Raw genomic sequence first — 15700 nt, 5'->3', positions numbered from 1 at the left:
GGAGTGAAAACGGCATGGCTCAGGGGATGAGCACCGAGGCCGTGAGCCCGGCCCCCGGCGAGGGGCAGAACCGGCAGACCGTCATGGTCGCCATCGGTGCACTCCTCCTGGGCATGCTGCTCGCCGCCCTCGACCAGACGATCGTCTCCACCGCGCTGCCCACCATCGCCAGCGAACTCGGCGGCCTGAACCATCTGTCGTGGGTGGTCACCGCATACCTGCTGGCCTCGACCGCCGCCACCCCCCTGTGGGGCAAGCTCGGTGACCAGTACGGCCGCAAGAAGCTGTTCCAGGCCGCGATCGTCATCTTCCTCATCGGCTCCGCGCTGTGCGGCGTCGCCCAGAACATGGCGCAGCTCATCGGCTTCCGCGCACTGCAGGGCCTGGGCGGCGGCGGCCTCATCGTGCTGTCCATGGCGATCGTCGGCGACATCGTCTCCCCGCGCGAACGCGGAAAGTACCAGGGCCTGTTCGGTGCGGTATTCGGCGCGACCAGCGTGCTCGGCCCGCTGCTGGGCGGCCTGTTCACCGAACATCTCAGCTGGCGCTGGGTCTTCTACATCAACCTCCCGATCGGCGTCGTGGCGCTCCTTGTCATCGCCGCCGTACTGCACCCCCCGGTCCGGCCGACCCGGCACACCATCGACTACCTCGGCACCTTCCTGATCGCCTCCGTCGCCACCTGTCTGGTCCTCGTCGCCTCCCTCGGCGGGACCACCTGGGCCTGGGGCTCGGCGCAGATCATCTCCCTCGCCGCTCTCAGCGCCGTACTGCTGGTCGCCTTCGTGTACGTCGAGCAGCGCGCCACCGAACCGGTGCTGCCGCTCAAACTGTTCCGGATCCGCACCTTCACGCTCGTCGCGGTCATCAGCTTCATCGTCGGGTTCGCGATGTTCGGAGCGATGACCTATCTGCCGACGTTCCTCCAGGTCGTGCAGGGCGTCTCGCCCACCCTGTCCGGCGTCCACATGCTGCCGATGGTGCTCGGCATGCTGATCGCCTCCACCGCGTCCGGGCAGATCGTCAGCCGCACCGGACGCTGGAAGATCTTCCCCATCGCGGGCACCGGCATCACCGCCGTCGGCCTGTTCCTGCTCCACCAGCTCGACGTGTCCAGCTCCACCTGGGAGATGAGCACGTACTTCTTCGTCTTCGGCGCCGGGCTCGGTCTGGTCATGCAGGTACTCGTACTCGTCGTCCAGAATTCCGTCGGATACGAGGACCTGGGTGTCGCCACCTCCGGCGCGACCTTCTTCCGCTCCATCGGGGCCTCGTTCGGCGTCTCCATCTTCGGCACGATCTTCACGAGCCGCCTGGGGGACAAACTCTCCGACGCGCTCGCCGGAGAGTCCGTGCCCTCAGGCACGGGCCCCGGACAGCTGGCCGCCGACCCGCGCGCCATCACCGAACTGCCGCCCGCGCTGCGGCCGTCGGTGCTCCAGGCGTACTCCTCGTCCATCACGGACGTCTTCCTGTACGCGGTACCCGTGGTGGTCCTCGCCTTCCTCGTCTCCTGGTTCCTCAAGGAGGACAAGCTGCGCGGCTCGGTCACCGCGCCCGACCCCAGCGAAACCCTTGCCTCCAACCCGGTCGAGCGCTCCTCCCACGAGGAGGTGGCGCGGGCGCTGTCGGTGCTCGGCTCGCGCGAGGGGAGGCAGCGGATCTACGAGAAGATCACGGCGAAGGCGGGGTACGACATGCTGCCCGCGGCCAGTTGGCTGCTGCTGCGCATCCGGCGGCACGGCATGGTGCAGCCCGCGCTGCTCGCGGACACCACGCCGGTGCCGCTGCGGGCCATCACCGAGGCCGCCCGCCAGGTGGAGGTGCGGGGCCTCGCCCGCCGCGAGGGGCTGCAGTTGCTGCTCACCGACCGGGGCGACGAGGTCGCCGTCCGGCTGGCGCAGGCGCGGGAGGAGTCGCTCGCGGAGTTGCTGGGGGACTGGTGGGGGCCGGAGAGGCCGACGGATCTGGTGCAGCTGGTGAGGGAGCTGACGGCGGAGCTGTGCGGCTCGGACGCGGAGCGGCCGTACAGCCGCCCGCCGCCGGGGGACCACCAAGCGCCGTGACCGCCTCTGCGGGTGCGCCTGCGGCGGGCTTGTTCCCCACCCCGCCCCTTCCCGAACCGGGGGCGCTGCCCCCGGACCCCACCGGGGCTCCGCCCCGAACCCCGTGCGGGGGCTCCGCCCCCGGACCCCCGCTCCTCAAACGCGGGAGGGGCTGAATTTCGCGTCCGGGACCGCGCCTCAATCGCCGGCGGGGCTGAGTTGTTCAGCCCGTCCGGCGTTTGAGGACATGCGGCCGGAGGTCGCATACGGGGGTCCAGGGGGCGAAGCCCCTTGGTTACGGGAAGGGGCGGGGTGGGGGAAACGCCCCGCGCAGCGGCACCCGCACCCGCGCCCCCTACAGCTCCTTGCCGTACCAGATCTCCATGTACGGCCCCGTGCAATACGCCGGGATCTCCCCATACCCGTGCCGCACATACAGCCCCCGCGCCTCGACCAGGTCCAGTCGTGTGTTCAGCACCATCCGTCTCGCGCCCAGGACCCGCGCCTGTGCCTCCAGCAGCTCCATGAGCAGACCGGCGCCCCCCGTGCCCCGGAAGGCGGGCCGTAGATACACACGCGTGAGTTCCGCCCGCTCGGCGTCCAGCATCAGGATGCCGCCGCAGGACGCCGCCTTGCCGTCGTGGCGGCCGACTACGAACTGGCCCGTGGGCGGCACGAGTTGCTCCGCGCCGTCCCCGGCCAGGCCCTGGTCGATCTCCTCGTCGGTCGCGGGGCGCTGCCAGTAGCGGCTCGCGACCTCGTCGTAGTACTCGCGCCGCAGCGCACTCGCGTCGGGGGAGTCGAAGGCCTCGGGGGCCAGGGTCCAGCTCGTCATGACGATCTCTGTACCGGAGCGGCGCAGCCGTTGGCCAACGATTAACGGTCAGGCGAACCCGTCAGGCGAACCGGTCGGGGGAGAGGAAGTCCAGCGGCACCCTCGTCGGCCGGTTCTGGACGAGATCCGCCAGGGCCTCGCCGATGCCGGTCGCGTGCTGGAAGCCGTGCGTGTTGTCGCCGCCCGCGACGATCACGCGCGGGTCACCCCCGGGGCGGCCGATCACGAACTGCCCGTCCGGGGTGCGGGTCGCCATGCAGACCGCGACCCGTGCGGGCACCGGCTCGAGGCCCGGGATCTTGGCGGGCAGCATGGCCGCCAGGTCCGACCAGTCCTCGGACGCCACCGAACGGTCGCTGTCGTCGGGGTCGATCGGCTTGGCCGACACACTGCGGTCCTCCAGGCTCAGCTGGATGTCGTGACCGCCCTCCATCCCGCTTCCCCGCAGCACCCGGACGTCGTCCAGCTCCCGCATGAAGACGGGGAAGCTGTCCAGGGTGAAGCTGTCGTCCGGCTCCAGCTGCCGGAACCAGGTGATCGGCATGCGTACCGTCTCCAGCGGCAGCCCCGGTACGAGCGACGCCAGCCAGGAGCCGGCCGTCACGACGACCTGCCGCACCCGTACGGTCCGCTGCGCCGTGTGCAGGAGAACTCCGCCCGGCACCGGCTCGATCGAGGTGATCCGGGTGTCGGTGTACACGCGGGCGCCCGCGTGCCGGGCGAGTGCGACGGCGGAGCGTACGGTCCTCTCCGGCCGTACGATCCCGGCGGTCGGTTCCCAGACGCCTATGTGATGGTCCGGTACGGCGGTGTGGCGCGGGTACTGGAAGCGCAGGGCGCGGGCCGTGAAGGTGCGTACGTCGATGCCGTGCTCGCGGGCCGAGCTGAGCGTGCCGCCGGCGATGTGGCCGTTCTCGGGGCCGATCATGAGTCCGCCGGTGGGGACGAACAGCTGCTCCTGTGCCGCGTCTTCGAGCTCCGACCACAGCTCACGGGACCGCTGTGCGAGCGGGACGAGCCGAGGGTGCTCCAGACAGGCGAGCCGGAACATCCGGGCCCCGCCGTGGGAGGAACCGAGTGAATGACCCGGTGTGAAGCGCTCGAAGCCCAGGACGTCGACGCCCCGGGCAGCCAGTTTCCACAGGGCCGAGGCGCCCCAGGCCCCGAGTCCCACGACCGCAGCTTCAGCGTCCCACCGAGTCATGTCACTCACTCCCGCCTGTCGTCAGGTGCTCAGGGTCCACACCACCACGCGCCCCCGCGCGTATGCCTGAGTACCGGCTACTCACCTTGTGGCCGCCCCTGACCGCCCGGCGGTTGGCCCTCCGGGGGACCGTCGGGGGCCGGGTCGGGGCGCCGCGAAGCCGGGACGCGGAAGAGGTTTGAGTACCTGAGTACTCATGAAGCCGGGTCCCGGCGCGTGGTCAGCTCATGGCGCCGCGCGGTGCAGCGCGCGACGACCGGTGGAGGTTTGGATGCAATTCCGTGTACTGGGGACTCCCGAGATCTACGACGAGGTCAGACAACGGAGCGTCCAGCTGACCAGTCCCAAGCAGCGGGTGCTGCTCGGGGCGCTGCTGGTCCGGATGGGATCTCCGGTGCCCACGGAAGCGCTGATCAACGAGCTCTGGGGACGCAACGCACCGGACAAGGCCATCAACGCGCTGCAGGCGCACGTGTCCCGGCTGCGGCAGCAGCTGATCGAGGTGGAGCCCTCCCGGGCAAATACGCCGCGCCTGGTCGCGCGGGGTTCCGGTTATCTGCTGCAGGCGCGGCCCGACGAACTCGACAGTGTGCAGTTCCGGCTCCTGGTGGCGCGCGCCCAGCGGCAGTTGGAGTCCGATCCGCATTCCGCGTGCGTCCTGCTGCGCAAGGCCCTGAAGCTGTGGCGCGGTCCCGCGCTGGCCGGCGGCTCGCACGGACCGCTGAGTGCGGGTGTCGCCGCGCGGCTGGAGGAGGAGCGGCTGCTCGCTCTGGAGGACCTGTGCGACGCCTCGCTCCGGATGGGCCAGCACCGCCAAGTGATCGCCCAGCTGGAGGAGTTGGTCGCCGATCACCCTCTGCGGGAGCGCTTCCGCGACCAGTTGGCCCTCTCGCTCCAGCGCAGCGGCCGGCCGGGCGAGGCGCGCACCGTGCGCGACACCGTACGGCGACGTCGCGCCGCCGAGGTCGGTACGGGCGCGGCGCCGGTGCTGACCGTGCCCGTACGCCAGATCCACGAGGCCGGAAGCCGGTGGCAGGCCCAGGCGCAGGCCGCGGTCGAGCACACGGTGGCGGAGGAGTACGGCGACGGTGACACCCCGCACCGCGAGGGTGCGAGCAACCTCGAACTGCTGCGGCTGCGACGGCGGGTGGACCAGCTGACCTCCGAACAGCACACACTCCGCTCGGAACTCGACCGCCTCATGGCACTGGTGGAAGAGCGCGTCCCTGCCCGGCGCAGGGATTCCGCGTGAACTCCCGGTGCCGGATCGGGCCCGTTTGTCAGTCTGTCAATTGCGTGTCAGATATGGGCATTTGAATGCCCAGGTGAGTGGCGCGTCAAACTACAATGCGAATCGCTGATGAGCGGGAATTCGATTTCTGAGAGGAGATTTCCGTGGCCGTGCTGCACACGACTCACAAGAGTGCCGGGACACCGGACCAGGTGTGGAAGGTGCTTCTGGACTGCGAGGCGTTCCCTTCGTACATGGAGGGCGTCAATGAGGTGACCGTCAACGGCGAGGAGGACGGTCGGCGGACCAGTAGTTGGGTGGTCGAACTCAAGGGTTCCGAGATGGAGTGGGACCAGGAGGACGTCATCCACGCCGAGCGGCGGCGTCTGGAGTTCCGCCAGACCGAGGGGGATCTCGCCCACTACGAGGGCTATTGGCAGGTCGTCGAGGACGGCGACGGTGTTGTCGGCCTCGAACTGAACGTGGAATTCGACATCGGTCTGCCGATGGTTGCCGAAATGATTCATCCCGCGGTGGCCAAGGCGCTGGAAGGCTACCAGGCCGGAATTGTCGGCCAGAGCCTCTAGGACCAGAGCCTCTAGAAGGAGAAGCAATGAGTGACCTTCGCTCGGGTGACGCCAAGGAAACCTTCCGGCGCGTGAAGCGCCATTTCTCTCCGGCGCTTTCCGTGGCCGGTAAGTTCTCCGGGCAGGGTGCCGTCGAGTCCTCGTCGGACGGCTGCCGGGTGACCCTCTCGGACGGCCGGTCCGTCCTCGACTTCGGCTCGTACGCCGTCGCACTCCTCGGCCATCGCAACGCGGCGGTCATCGACGCCGTACGCGGCCAGCTGGACGTGATGCCGGCGTCGACCAGGACGGTCCAGAGCCCCGTGTCGCCGATGGCCGCGGAGAGCCTGTCGGAGTACTTCGGAGGAGTCCTCAACCGGGTCTTCTTCGGATGCGGCGGCGCTGACGCCGTCGAGGTGTCCCTCAAGCTGGCCCGGATGGCCACCGGCCGGATGACCGTCATCGCGGTCGACGGAGCCTTCCACGGAAAGACCCTCGGCGCCCTCGCGCTGACCCACAACGAGCGCTTCAGGGCGGGCCTGGAGCCGCTGCTCCAGGGCGTCGTCCATGTCGACCCGGACGACCCCGAGGCGGTCGCGCGGGTCATCCGCGAACAGGACGTCGCTGCCGTCATCTTCGAGCCCGTACAGGCCGAGAACGGTGTGCAGGTGCTGGACGAGGCCGTCCTGGCGCAGTGGTGCCGCGACGCCCACGAGCACGGTGCCTTTGTCATCTCCGACGAGATCCAGGTCGGCCTGCGGCGGTGCGGCGCCAAGTCCGTGGCGCTGGAGGCAGGGCTGCCGGTGGATGCCGTACTGCTGGGCAAGCCCCTGGGCGGCGGCGTCGTCCCGGTCTCGGCCGCGGTGGGCAACGACCGGCTCTTCCAGCCCCTGCTGACCGATCCGATGAAGCACACCGCCACCTTCAGCGGCCATCCGCTGGGCACCGCGGTGATTCCCGTGGCCCTGGCCACCATCGAGCAGCACGCCGAGGACGGCGCCCGCGTCGCCGCGGCGATGGCGGAAGGACTCGCGCGGATCCAGGAGGAGCACAGCGACATCGTCGTCGCCGTGCGAGGCCGTGGACTGCTGTGGGGCATCGACTTCCGCTCGCCGGAGCTGTCCGGCGACGTACTCGCGGGACTCGCCCAGAGCGGTCTGGTCGTCTCCCCCTGCATCAGCCGTCCGACGACCGTGCGGCTGCTCCCGCCGATCGTCGCGACCGACGAGGACGTGAAAGAGGCGCTGTCACTGCTCGCCGGCGCGATCGCAAAGGCCGCCGCCGGCGCATAACTGCCGCGGCACCGAACCGGACGAATGTCCCGGGGAAGGAACGAAGATAACTGATGACTTCGCTCACGCATTCAGAAGTCACCGAGGAGTTCGCCGACGATGTCGTTCTGCACGAGGACATCACCGGTTTCACGGCTCCGGATCCGCACACCGTATCCGAAGTGTTCCTCACCGGCGCGACCGGTTTTCTCGGGGCATTTCTGCTGAAGGAACTGCTGGCGCGTGGCCTTGTCGTGCACTGCCTGGTGCGAGCCGCGGACGCCGAAGCGGGACTCGGCCGGCTGAAGGCCAACCTGGACACGTACGAAATCGACGAGGTCGATCTGGACCGGATCAGGGTCGTTCCCGGGGATGTGACGAAGCCCCGGTTCGGTATGGATGAGCCCGCCTATGCCGAACTGGCCGGGCGGATCGGCGCCATTTACCATTCCGCGGCCAAGGTCAACTTCCTTACGCTGTACAAGTGGCTGCGCAAGTCGACGGTCGACGGAACACACGAGATCCTGCGATTCGCGTGCGCGGCGAAGGCCGCCCTGCACCATGTGTCGACCACGGGTGTCTTCGAGCCCAAGGCCGCCCTCGGGCCGAGGCGAGAGGCCGATCCCACCGGACCGCCGGAGAAGCTGTCGCTCGGCTACACCAAGAGCAAGTGGGTTGCCGAGCAGCTCGTGCGCGAGGCCGGGCGCAGGGGTGTGCCCACGACCATCCACCGCCCCGGGCAGGTGTGGGGCGACACGCGCAGCGGAGCGTGCCAGCCGAACGACTTCGTCTGGCGGTTCATCAAGGGATCCATCCAGGCGGGCCTTTATCCGCGCAAGTTCCGCCTCGACATGAACATGGTGCCGGTCGACTACGTCAGCGCCGCCATCGTCGCGATCTCCCGGGACCCGGCGTCCATCGGCAGGGCGTTCCACGAGGTGAGCCCCGGGTCGCTGGACTCCGACGAGATTCTGGGCCTCATCCGCAGCTCCGGGTACGAGCTGAAGGAAGTCAGCATCATCAAGTGGATGAAGGGCATTTCGGCCGACGTCCACAACTCCATGTACCCGCTGATGGCCATGATCGTGGACCTGGAGAAGGTCGAGGTCGCGGAGTTCGCCGACGGCGACACCAGGGAGTTCCTGAGCGGCTCCGGGGTCGAGTGCCCGAGCATCGACGAGAAGGTGTTCGCCGCCTACGTGGCGTACTTCGTCCGCCATGACGTGCTGCCGGACCCGTGCCTGTGAACCGCTGACGAAACAACGGTGTCCCGCGAGGAACCTCGCGGGACACCTTCATGTCGGCGGACCACCGTGCCGGCGACCTCAGGAGAGCTTCAGGAGGCGGGCCGGTCGACGAACCGGAGGCTGGACTCGCGGGGCGTGCGCCGGTCGGTGTCCTTGTTCTCCGGAGCCGGAGATCCGGGCTCGGCCGAGCGGATCAGCTGCATCGATGCCATCCGGCTCATGCTGTCGGACTGCGTGGTCGCCTGGTCCAGGCCCTGCTTGAGGTTGTTACGCGCGGTGATGCCCAACTTGTGGTAAATGCGGTGCAGATGGTTCTCCACGGTGCGCACGGAGACCACCAGCTGGTTCGCGATGTCACGGTTCGACAGACCCGTCGCCGCGAGCGCGGCGACCTCGCGCTCCCGCGGGGTCAGCGGCGCGATGTCGCTCTCGCCGCGGCTCTCGCTCACCATCCACGGCGGCAGGGCGCCACCGCGGGCGCGGAGCATGTCCTGGCAGGCCGCCCAGGCCTCGCGGCCCTTGCGGCGCTGGCCCGATGCCCGGTACGCGCGGGCCGCCTGCGCGGCGGCCTCGGCGGCGAGCGGAAACGCTCCCATGTCGCGGAACTGCTTGGAGACCTTGGCGAGCACATTGCCGTCGGCCTCGGCGAGCGCCTGGATGTGATCGGCCATCACCCGTACCAGGCCCCCGGTGCTCTGCGCGGCGAGCTCGCGGGCCTGGTTGCGGAAGCGGCACGCGGCGCTCTCCTTGATCCGGGCCGCCAGATGCAGCGCGATCACCGCCGTGACCGTGCGTCCTGAGGCCGCGGCGCCCTCGGCCAGCTCGACGGCCTGGGCGACGGCACCGGTGAGGTCTCCGGTGTGGGCGAGCACCAGTGCGCGGTCGTGTGCGATCTCGTCCTCGGCGATCGGGTGCGACACCGCCTCGCGCTGGACGAGACGGGCTTCGACGAGGGTGCGCAGGGCCTCCGAGTGCAGGCCCGACTCGGCGAGCGCGCCCGCCAGTTGGGCCAGCGGCCAGGCCCGTGTCGCCGGCCATTCGTGGCCCGTCTCGAAGGCGATCGCCTGCCGCAGCAGTACGACGGCCCGCTCGGGCTGGCCCAGCAGCCGCAGCAGCCTGGACCTGGCGATGATGCTCTGTACCAGTACGGGCCAGCGGTCGGTGGAGTCGTAGCGGCGCGGGGCGTCCAGGGTGTCGGCCGCCTCCTGCAGATTGCCCGCGAGGTAGGAGCAGCGTGCGGCGACGGCGTCGACGAGCACCAGCGCGTCGGTGTCCCAGTCGTACGAGACGTCCCGGTAGCTGTTCAGCAGCTCCAGGGCGCCCGCGGGGTCCCCGAGTTCGGTCCGTGCGAACGCCACGACGGGCACCAGCGCCTGGGCGACGGGAAGACCCGCGGCCTCGGCGCCCAGCACGGTGTCACCGATGGCGACGGCGTCCTGGAGGCGGTTGGACATCACGGCGATCATGGCGCGGCTGCCGTGCAGCACCCCGGCCTGCTCGGAGCCGACGGCCTTGATGGCGTGGGCCAGTACGGCCCCGGCGTCCGGCACCCGCCGCAGCCTCCAGGCCAGGTTGATGACCCGGGTGTGCACCGCGGCGATGTACTCGGCGTGCGGCACCTCGACGCCGCATTCGAGCGCCGTGGCCAGGACCGCCTCGGCCTCCTGGTGGGATCCCTTGCCGATCAGGACCTGGCCGAGCAGCAGAGCGGCGCGGATGCAGTCCGAGGGCTCGGAGCTCCGGGCCGCGCGGGTCACCACGCGGCACAGGTCCGTTCCGTACTCCACGGAGTCCGGCACCGGGCGATAGGGCGCCGACTCGGCCTCCGAGGGGGTGTCGCGCAGCGCCAGCAGGCACAGGCGTTCCGCGAGTACGAAGTCCCGGCGCTGGATCGCGGTGCGGGTGGCGGCGAGGAGCTGGTCCCGCTCGGGGACGATGCCCGCCTCCATCCGCAGGGAGACGATGCGCAGGACGTCCTCGACCCGGCGGGCGCCCGTACGTTCCAGGGCGTCGGCGACCTGCCGGCGCAGTCGCTGTGCGGTGAGGTCGGACATCCGGGAGGCGACCACGACGCGGCTCAGCGGTACGGCGAGCCGCAGGTCCACGCGGGCCCCGGTGCGCTCGACGGTCACGATGCCGCGCAGGTCGAGTGACTCCGCCGCGTGGGCGAGGCCCGACGCGGCGGCGATGTCGACTTCCAGCGGCTCGGCGACGGCGAGCATGTTCACGAGTTCGTTCTCGTCGTGACTGAGGTCCCGCAGTCCGAGTCGTATGACGTCGGACAGCCGCTTGCCCGGGCGTTCGGTCAGGCCCTGCCAGACCCAGGTCCCGTTCAGGCAGCGCAGCGACTCGTCCTCGAGAGAGTGCTCGATGAGTTCGCGCAGCATCAGCGCGTTTCCGTGGGTCGCTGCCCACAGACGCTCCAGCGTGGAGGTGTCGGTGTGGCCGCCGAGGCGGGCGCGCAGGACGTCGCCCAGCGCGGCCCTGTCGAACGGAGCCACTTCGACGTGGTCGATGAGCCTGTCGACCCAGAGCTTGTCGATGCCGGCCGGGGTGATCGCGTCCTTGCGGCTGGTGGCGAGCACGCTGAGGCGGCCCGCTGCGACGAGCCGGTGGAGGCGGTGGCCGGATGCGGCGTCGACCAGATGGGCGTCGTCGATGCCGACGACCGGACGCTCGGCCGCGGCGCCGTCCAGGGTGGACGGTTCGACGGACTCCAGGCATTCGGCGAGCGATCCGAACCCCTTGGCCCGCGTGCCACTGTTCCAGCTCGCCCCGCCGACGGACAGGACCGTCCGGCCTTCGTCGGCCGCCCGCTCCAGTGCGGTGGACAGAAGCAGACTTTTGCCCACACCGGAGCCGCCGACCAGAATCGCCCCGCTGCCTCGCCCCAGGGCGCTTTCGACGGCGTCGAGTTCGGTATCTCGTGCAGTTATTGGCCAGTGGAAAACAACATCTGTTGACATATGTTCTCAAGCCCCCGCAGGAAGAATGTCAGCACCCTTCGATGAATGTCCTGGAACCCTCAGATGTCTTGGCGTGTTGGCTGATTAATGAGCCCGTAACCTGGGAGAAGCGTGCTTCTTCAACTACTCTGCTCCCCGGTCGGCCGAAAATCAGCGCTGCTTTTTCGTCACTCGAACCTGGTGGGTCATCAGGACGATTGCAAGTATAGACCGGCATGTTGCAAGCGGGACTTGAATGATTATGGCGGGGGCGGCAGACGTTGAATTGCCTGGTGGTTCGGGCATTCAGGTCCTGCGCGGCAGGGGAGCGGCAAGATGGACCGGCAATTCTGACATCCTGCAAGACGCCGTTCCGGTTGAGGGGACTTCAGGCCACGCATTCTGCTAGAGGGTTCCGTTTGCCGTGCTGAGGGGGGAGATGCCTCCTTCGTGTCCGCGTCCGGATACCACTTGTCCCCGGTCGTGGACCGGGGACAAGTGACCGTGCAGGGTGGCTGAATTGAATATCCGTCAGGAGTACTGACGGGTAAGACGCCAGCGCTGAGCACGGCTCCGCTCCGCCCAGAAGTCGGCGTACCGGCCATCCGCGGCGATCAGCTGCTCGTGCCTGCCGCGCTCGGCGATCCTTCCGCCGTCGAGCAGCAGGATCTGGTCGGCGGCGGCCACGGTCTGCAGCCTGTGCGCGATGACCAGGAGCGTCCGGCCGGCGGTGAGATGGCTCAGTGCCTCCTGGACCGCCTGCTGGTTCTCCGGGTCGAGCGAGGCGGTCGCCTCGTCGAGCAGCACGATCGGTGCGTCCTTGAGGATCGCGCGGGCGATCGACACCCGCTGGCGCTCACCGCCCGACAGCAGGGCGCCGCCCTCACCGACCTTGGTGTCCCAGCCGTCGGGCAGCCGCTGCACGATCTCCTCCACCCGGGCCAGCCGGGCGACCTCGCGGATCTCGCTCTCGGTGGCCGAGGGGCGGCCCACCCGGATGTTCTCCATGATGGTGCCCTCGAAGAGGTAGACATCCTGGAACACCACGGAGATACGGGACATCAGCACCTCGGGGTCGATGTCGCGCACGTCGACGCCGCCGACCCGCACCACACCGGAGTCCACGTCCCAGAACCGCGGAATCAGCTTGCTGACCGTGGTCTTGCCGGAACCGGAGGGGCCGACCAGCGCGGTCATCGTGCCCTCCTCCATGACCAGCGACACCCCGGAGAGCACCGGAGTCCCGTCGTAGCTGAAGGACACGTTCTCGAACTCGATCGCGTTGCCGAGCGGGACCCGCGGGTCGTCCTGCTGCGGGAGCTGGGGCTGCTCGAGGAGATCGGAGACCCGGTCGAGTGCGGAGCGTGCCGTACGAAGGGTCGAGCCCAGCACCGCGGTCTCGGCGATCGGTTCGGTGAACCGGGCCGAAAGGACCAGGATCGCCAGCAGCTTGGCCACGTCCAGGCCCCCGTCCAGGGCCAGATACGTGCCGGTCACCAGGATGACGGTGAACGCCGCCTGGACCACGAGGGCGAAGCTGATCAGACCGGGCACGCCCGTGACGAGGACCTTGCGGGACGCCTCGTACTGGGTGTGCAGCGCGTCGTCGAGCCCGCGCGTTCCGGCGCCCTTGCCGCCCCGGCCGAAAACCCGCAGAACGGGCTGGAGCTGGGCGAACTCGACGACCCGGCCGCCGGTCACGGCGTGTGCGGCGGTCCGTGCCTCGTCTGCCTTCTGGTTGAGACCGGCGCTCCACCGGTAGACCACGACGATCACCGGCACGGTGAGCGTGGCCGCCAGCGCGAGGCGCCAGTCGAAGGCGTACATCACCAGCACGACGGTGGCGGGGGTGAGGAAGCTGGTCACCAGGGGCCGCAGCAGATGCGCCGGCACGCCCATGATGTCCATGACGCTCTTCGTCGCGAGCTGGCCGAGCTGCCCGACCCGCTCCGGTGCGAACCAGCCCAGCGGCAGAGAGGCCACCTGGTCACCGATCCGGTGGTGCAGGGTCCTGGAGAGCGTCGCGCCCGCCTGGAATCCGGTGCGCAGGCTGTCGTAATAGACCGCGCAGTAGAGGAAGGACACGCCGAGCAGCGACCAGATCCACGGCCAGACCGAGTCGGGATCGGAGCCGAACAACGCCTCCAGAATCGGGACCAGCAGGGCGAAGGCGATGCCCTGGAGCACCGCGCCCACCGCCAGGGCGACGAGCATCCTGCGGACGGGAGCTCCCTGCTCGGGGCCCACCACATTGAGCAGTTGGCGGATCATCAGCTGTTCCCTCCCACCGGAGCGGCGCTCACGGTCGTGATCAACGTGGGCTGGTGGGGTTGCCACTGAGCCGTCTTCTCATGGGCGTGCCACATCCGCGCGAACCTGCCGCCCCGGGCGACCAGTTCGGAGTGTGTGCCCCGCTCGACGATCTTTCCGTCGTCGAGCACCGCGATCACGTCCGCGTCGACCACCGTCGACAGCCGGTGGGCGATCAGCAGCACGATCTTGCCGCGGGTCAGCTCGGAGAGCGCGTCCTGCACCTTGGCCTCGGACTGCGGGTCGGCGAAGGCCGCCGCCTCGTCGAGGACGATGATCGGGGTGTCGGCCAGCAGCGCCCGGGCGATCGAGACGCGCTGCGCCTGGCCGCCGGACAGCCGTGCGTCCTCGCCGATCACCGAGTCGTAGCCGCGCGGCAGCGCCTCGATCACATCGTGGACGCAGGCGGCGCGGGCGGCGGCCTGCACCTCGGACAGATCGGCGTCGGGCCGTGCCATCCGGATGTTCTCGGCGACCGTGTCCTGGGTCAGTTTGACGTCCTGGAAGACGAAGGCGACCCGGCTGTACAGATCCTCCAGGGCCAGTTCCCTGATGTCGACGCCGCCGATGGTGATCGAGCCGCCGGTCACGTCGCCGAACCGCGGAAGCAGGGTGGCCAGGGTGCTCTTGCCCGAACCCGAGGGGCCGACCAGAGCGGTGACCGTGCCCGGGGCGAGCTCCAGATCGACACCGGCCACGGCTTCCTTCTTGCCGTCGTAGGAGAAGTGCACGTCCTTGTAGCTGACGTGGTTCCCGGCGGGGGTACGGGGCGCGACGGAGACCGGGAGCTCCTCGGTGGCGAGGATCTCGCTGACGCGCTCGGCCGCGCCCTTGGCGAACCGCAGTTCGTAGCTCGCGTAGAACAGGGCGAGCACCGGCGCGGTGAGACCGATCCCGAGCAGGGCGAACGGCAGCAGATCCACGGCGGCGATCCAGCCGTTCGTCACGAACAGCGCGCCGCCGGTCAGCACCGCCACCAGGACGGCGATCGGGGACAGCACGATCTCGGCCGCGGCCTTGGAGTTGAGCGTGGAGCGCACCCAGTTGAGGAAGAACGAGGAGAAGTCGTCCGCCGCCGCACCGAACTGCTGGTGCGCCCGGCGGGTCTGCCCGAAGGTCTTGACGACCGCGATGCCCTGGACGAATTCGACGGCGCTGCCGTTGATCCGCTCCATCGCCTTGTCGTACTCGGGAAGGTGGCTCGCCATCCCGGCCATCGTGATGCTGTACAGACCGAGCCCGATGACCAGCGGGGCGATCGTCACCAGGGTCATCTGCCAGTCGACCCAGAACAGATACGCCAGCGAGGTGACCGGCACGACCGTCGCGGCCGTCATGTCGAGCACCGAGTGGGCGATCATGTGGTGCATCGCGTCCACGTCGTCCTGCACGGCCTTCTTCACCGAGCCGGAGTTACGGGCGGAGAACCAGCCCAGCGGGACGCGGCCGAGCCGGTCCACGAGGCTTCGCCGGATGTGCAGCTGCAGTTCGTTGTCCGCGAAGTGGGAGATGGCGCCCGATGCCAGCAGAAAGATCAGCCGCACCAGGAGGGCGCCCGCGCCGATCGCGGTGATGGTCCAGGCATCGCTGTTGCGGTCGGGCTCGTTGTCGAGCAGTACCCGGCCGAGTTCGGCGATGGCGATGAAGGGGACGACGCCGGCGACCGCCGAAACGGCCTGGGCGGCGACGGCCAGTCGTAGCCGTCCCTTGATCGGGCGAAGGATCTCGCCAAGTGCGGCCTTTTCCGCGGCCATCCGGTCCTCCAGAGGCTCAGTTAGACGTTAGACGGTGTCTAATAGATGGAATGACTGTACCCGACGCGCGACTTGGTGCGTCAAGCGTTGAGGGGTGTTACGTAGAGCCGGACATCACCGATGACCGGCGGGAACGGCCGATGGCCGAGCCCGGGTCGAAGTGCCGTGAGAAGCACGGCACTTCGACCCGGGAGCTAGGCCGTGTTTTAGAACTCCCGCCTGGCCCGCGACGCCTGGCACGCACACTCGCTGCGTTGTCGGAGTCATCCAAGTACGTCCAGTACGAGGATGA

General features: G+C 69.2%; 10 protein-coding genes. 5 read left to right on the top strand and 5 right to left on the bottom strand.

All coding sequences use genetic code 11. The annotated features are described in order from the left end of the window. The first annotated feature begins 14 nt into the window (after positions 1–14). Positions 15–2066: a DHA2 family efflux MFS transporter permease subunit gene (locus OG741_RS12590; protein ID WP_405597073.1), complete on the top strand. Its 2052-nt coding sequence runs from the start codon at positions 15–17 to the stop codon at positions 2064–2066. Between the two features lie 334 nt (positions 2067–2400). On the opposite strand, the gene OG741_RS12585 is transcribed toward OG741_RS12590, so the two are convergent. Then, positions 2401–2880, bottom strand: a complete 480-nt coding sequence (locus OG741_RS12585; RefSeq protein ID WP_405597071.1) for a GNAT family N-acetyltransferase — start codon at positions 2878–2880, stop codon at positions 2401–2403. Between the two features lie 61 nt (positions 2881–2941). Further along, the gene (gene solA / locus OG741_RS12580) at positions 2942–4084 is read right to left on the bottom strand and encodes an N-methyl-L-tryptophan oxidase (protein WP_405597069.1); all 1143 of its coding nucleotides are present in this window, start codon (positions 4082–4084) and stop codon (positions 2942–2944) included. Positions 4085–4355: 271 nt separating this feature from the next. On the opposite strand from solA, the gene OG741_RS12575 reads away from it, so the two are divergent. The 4 genes from OG741_RS12575 (at position 4356) to OG741_RS12560 (ending at position 8399) form a co-directional block, all read left to right on the top strand. Beyond that, positions 4356–5336: a BTAD domain-containing putative transcriptional regulator gene (locus tag OG741_RS12575; RefSeq protein ID WP_405597066.1), complete on the top strand. Its 981-nt coding sequence runs from the start codon at positions 4356–4358 to the stop codon at positions 5334–5336. A 143-nt stretch (positions 5337–5479) separates the two neighbouring features. Then, complete coding sequence (locus tag OG741_RS12570; RefSeq protein ID WP_405597064.1) at positions 5480–5902, top strand: type II toxin-antitoxin system RatA family toxin; 423 nt, start codon at positions 5480–5482, stop codon at positions 5900–5902. Positions 5903–5928: 26 nt separating this feature from the next. Further along, on the top strand, positions 5929–7173 hold the full coding sequence (locus tag OG741_RS12565) for an aspartate aminotransferase family protein (RefSeq protein ID WP_405597062.1): 1245 nt from the start codon (positions 5929–5931) through the stop codon (positions 7171–7173). Positions 7174–7226: 53 nt separating this feature from the next. After that, a complete protein-coding gene (locus OG741_RS12560) occupies positions 7227–8399 on the top strand; it encodes a thioester reductase domain-containing protein (protein WP_405597061.1) in 1173 nt (390 codons plus the stop codon). An 89-nt stretch (positions 8400–8488) separates the two neighbouring features. On the opposite strand, the gene OG741_RS12555 is transcribed toward OG741_RS12560, so the two are convergent. From OG741_RS12555 to OG741_RS12545, 3 genes are all read right to left on the bottom strand, one after another. Continuing rightward, complete coding sequence (locus OG741_RS12555; protein WP_405597059.1) at positions 8489–11251, bottom strand: LuxR C-terminal-related transcriptional regulator; 2763 nt, start codon at positions 11249–11251, stop codon at positions 8489–8491. 624 nt (positions 11252–11875) lie between these two features. Continuing rightward, positions 11876–13615 (bottom strand): ABC transporter ATP-binding protein, encoded by a 1740-nt coding sequence (locus OG741_RS12550; RefSeq protein ID WP_405597056.1) that lies wholly within the window; start codon positions 13613–13615, stop codon positions 11876–11878. Next, positions 13615–15408: an ABC transporter ATP-binding protein gene (locus OG741_RS12545; RefSeq protein ID WP_405597053.1), complete on the bottom strand. Its 1794-nt coding sequence runs from the start codon at positions 15406–15408 to the stop codon at positions 13615–13617. The genes OG741_RS12550 and OG741_RS12545 overlap by 1 nt, the downstream gene beginning before the upstream one ends. Positions 15409–15700 lie beyond the last annotated feature (292 nt).

The sequence above is a fragment of the Streptomyces sp. NBC_01410 genome, from assembly GCF_045040195.1.
Taxonomy (GTDB): Bacteria; Actinomycetota; Actinomycetes; order Streptomycetales; family Streptomycetaceae; genus Streptomyces.
The sequence above is the reverse complement of the archived record's forward strand: the minus strand, read 5'-3'. Positions and strand labels throughout refer to the sequence as shown.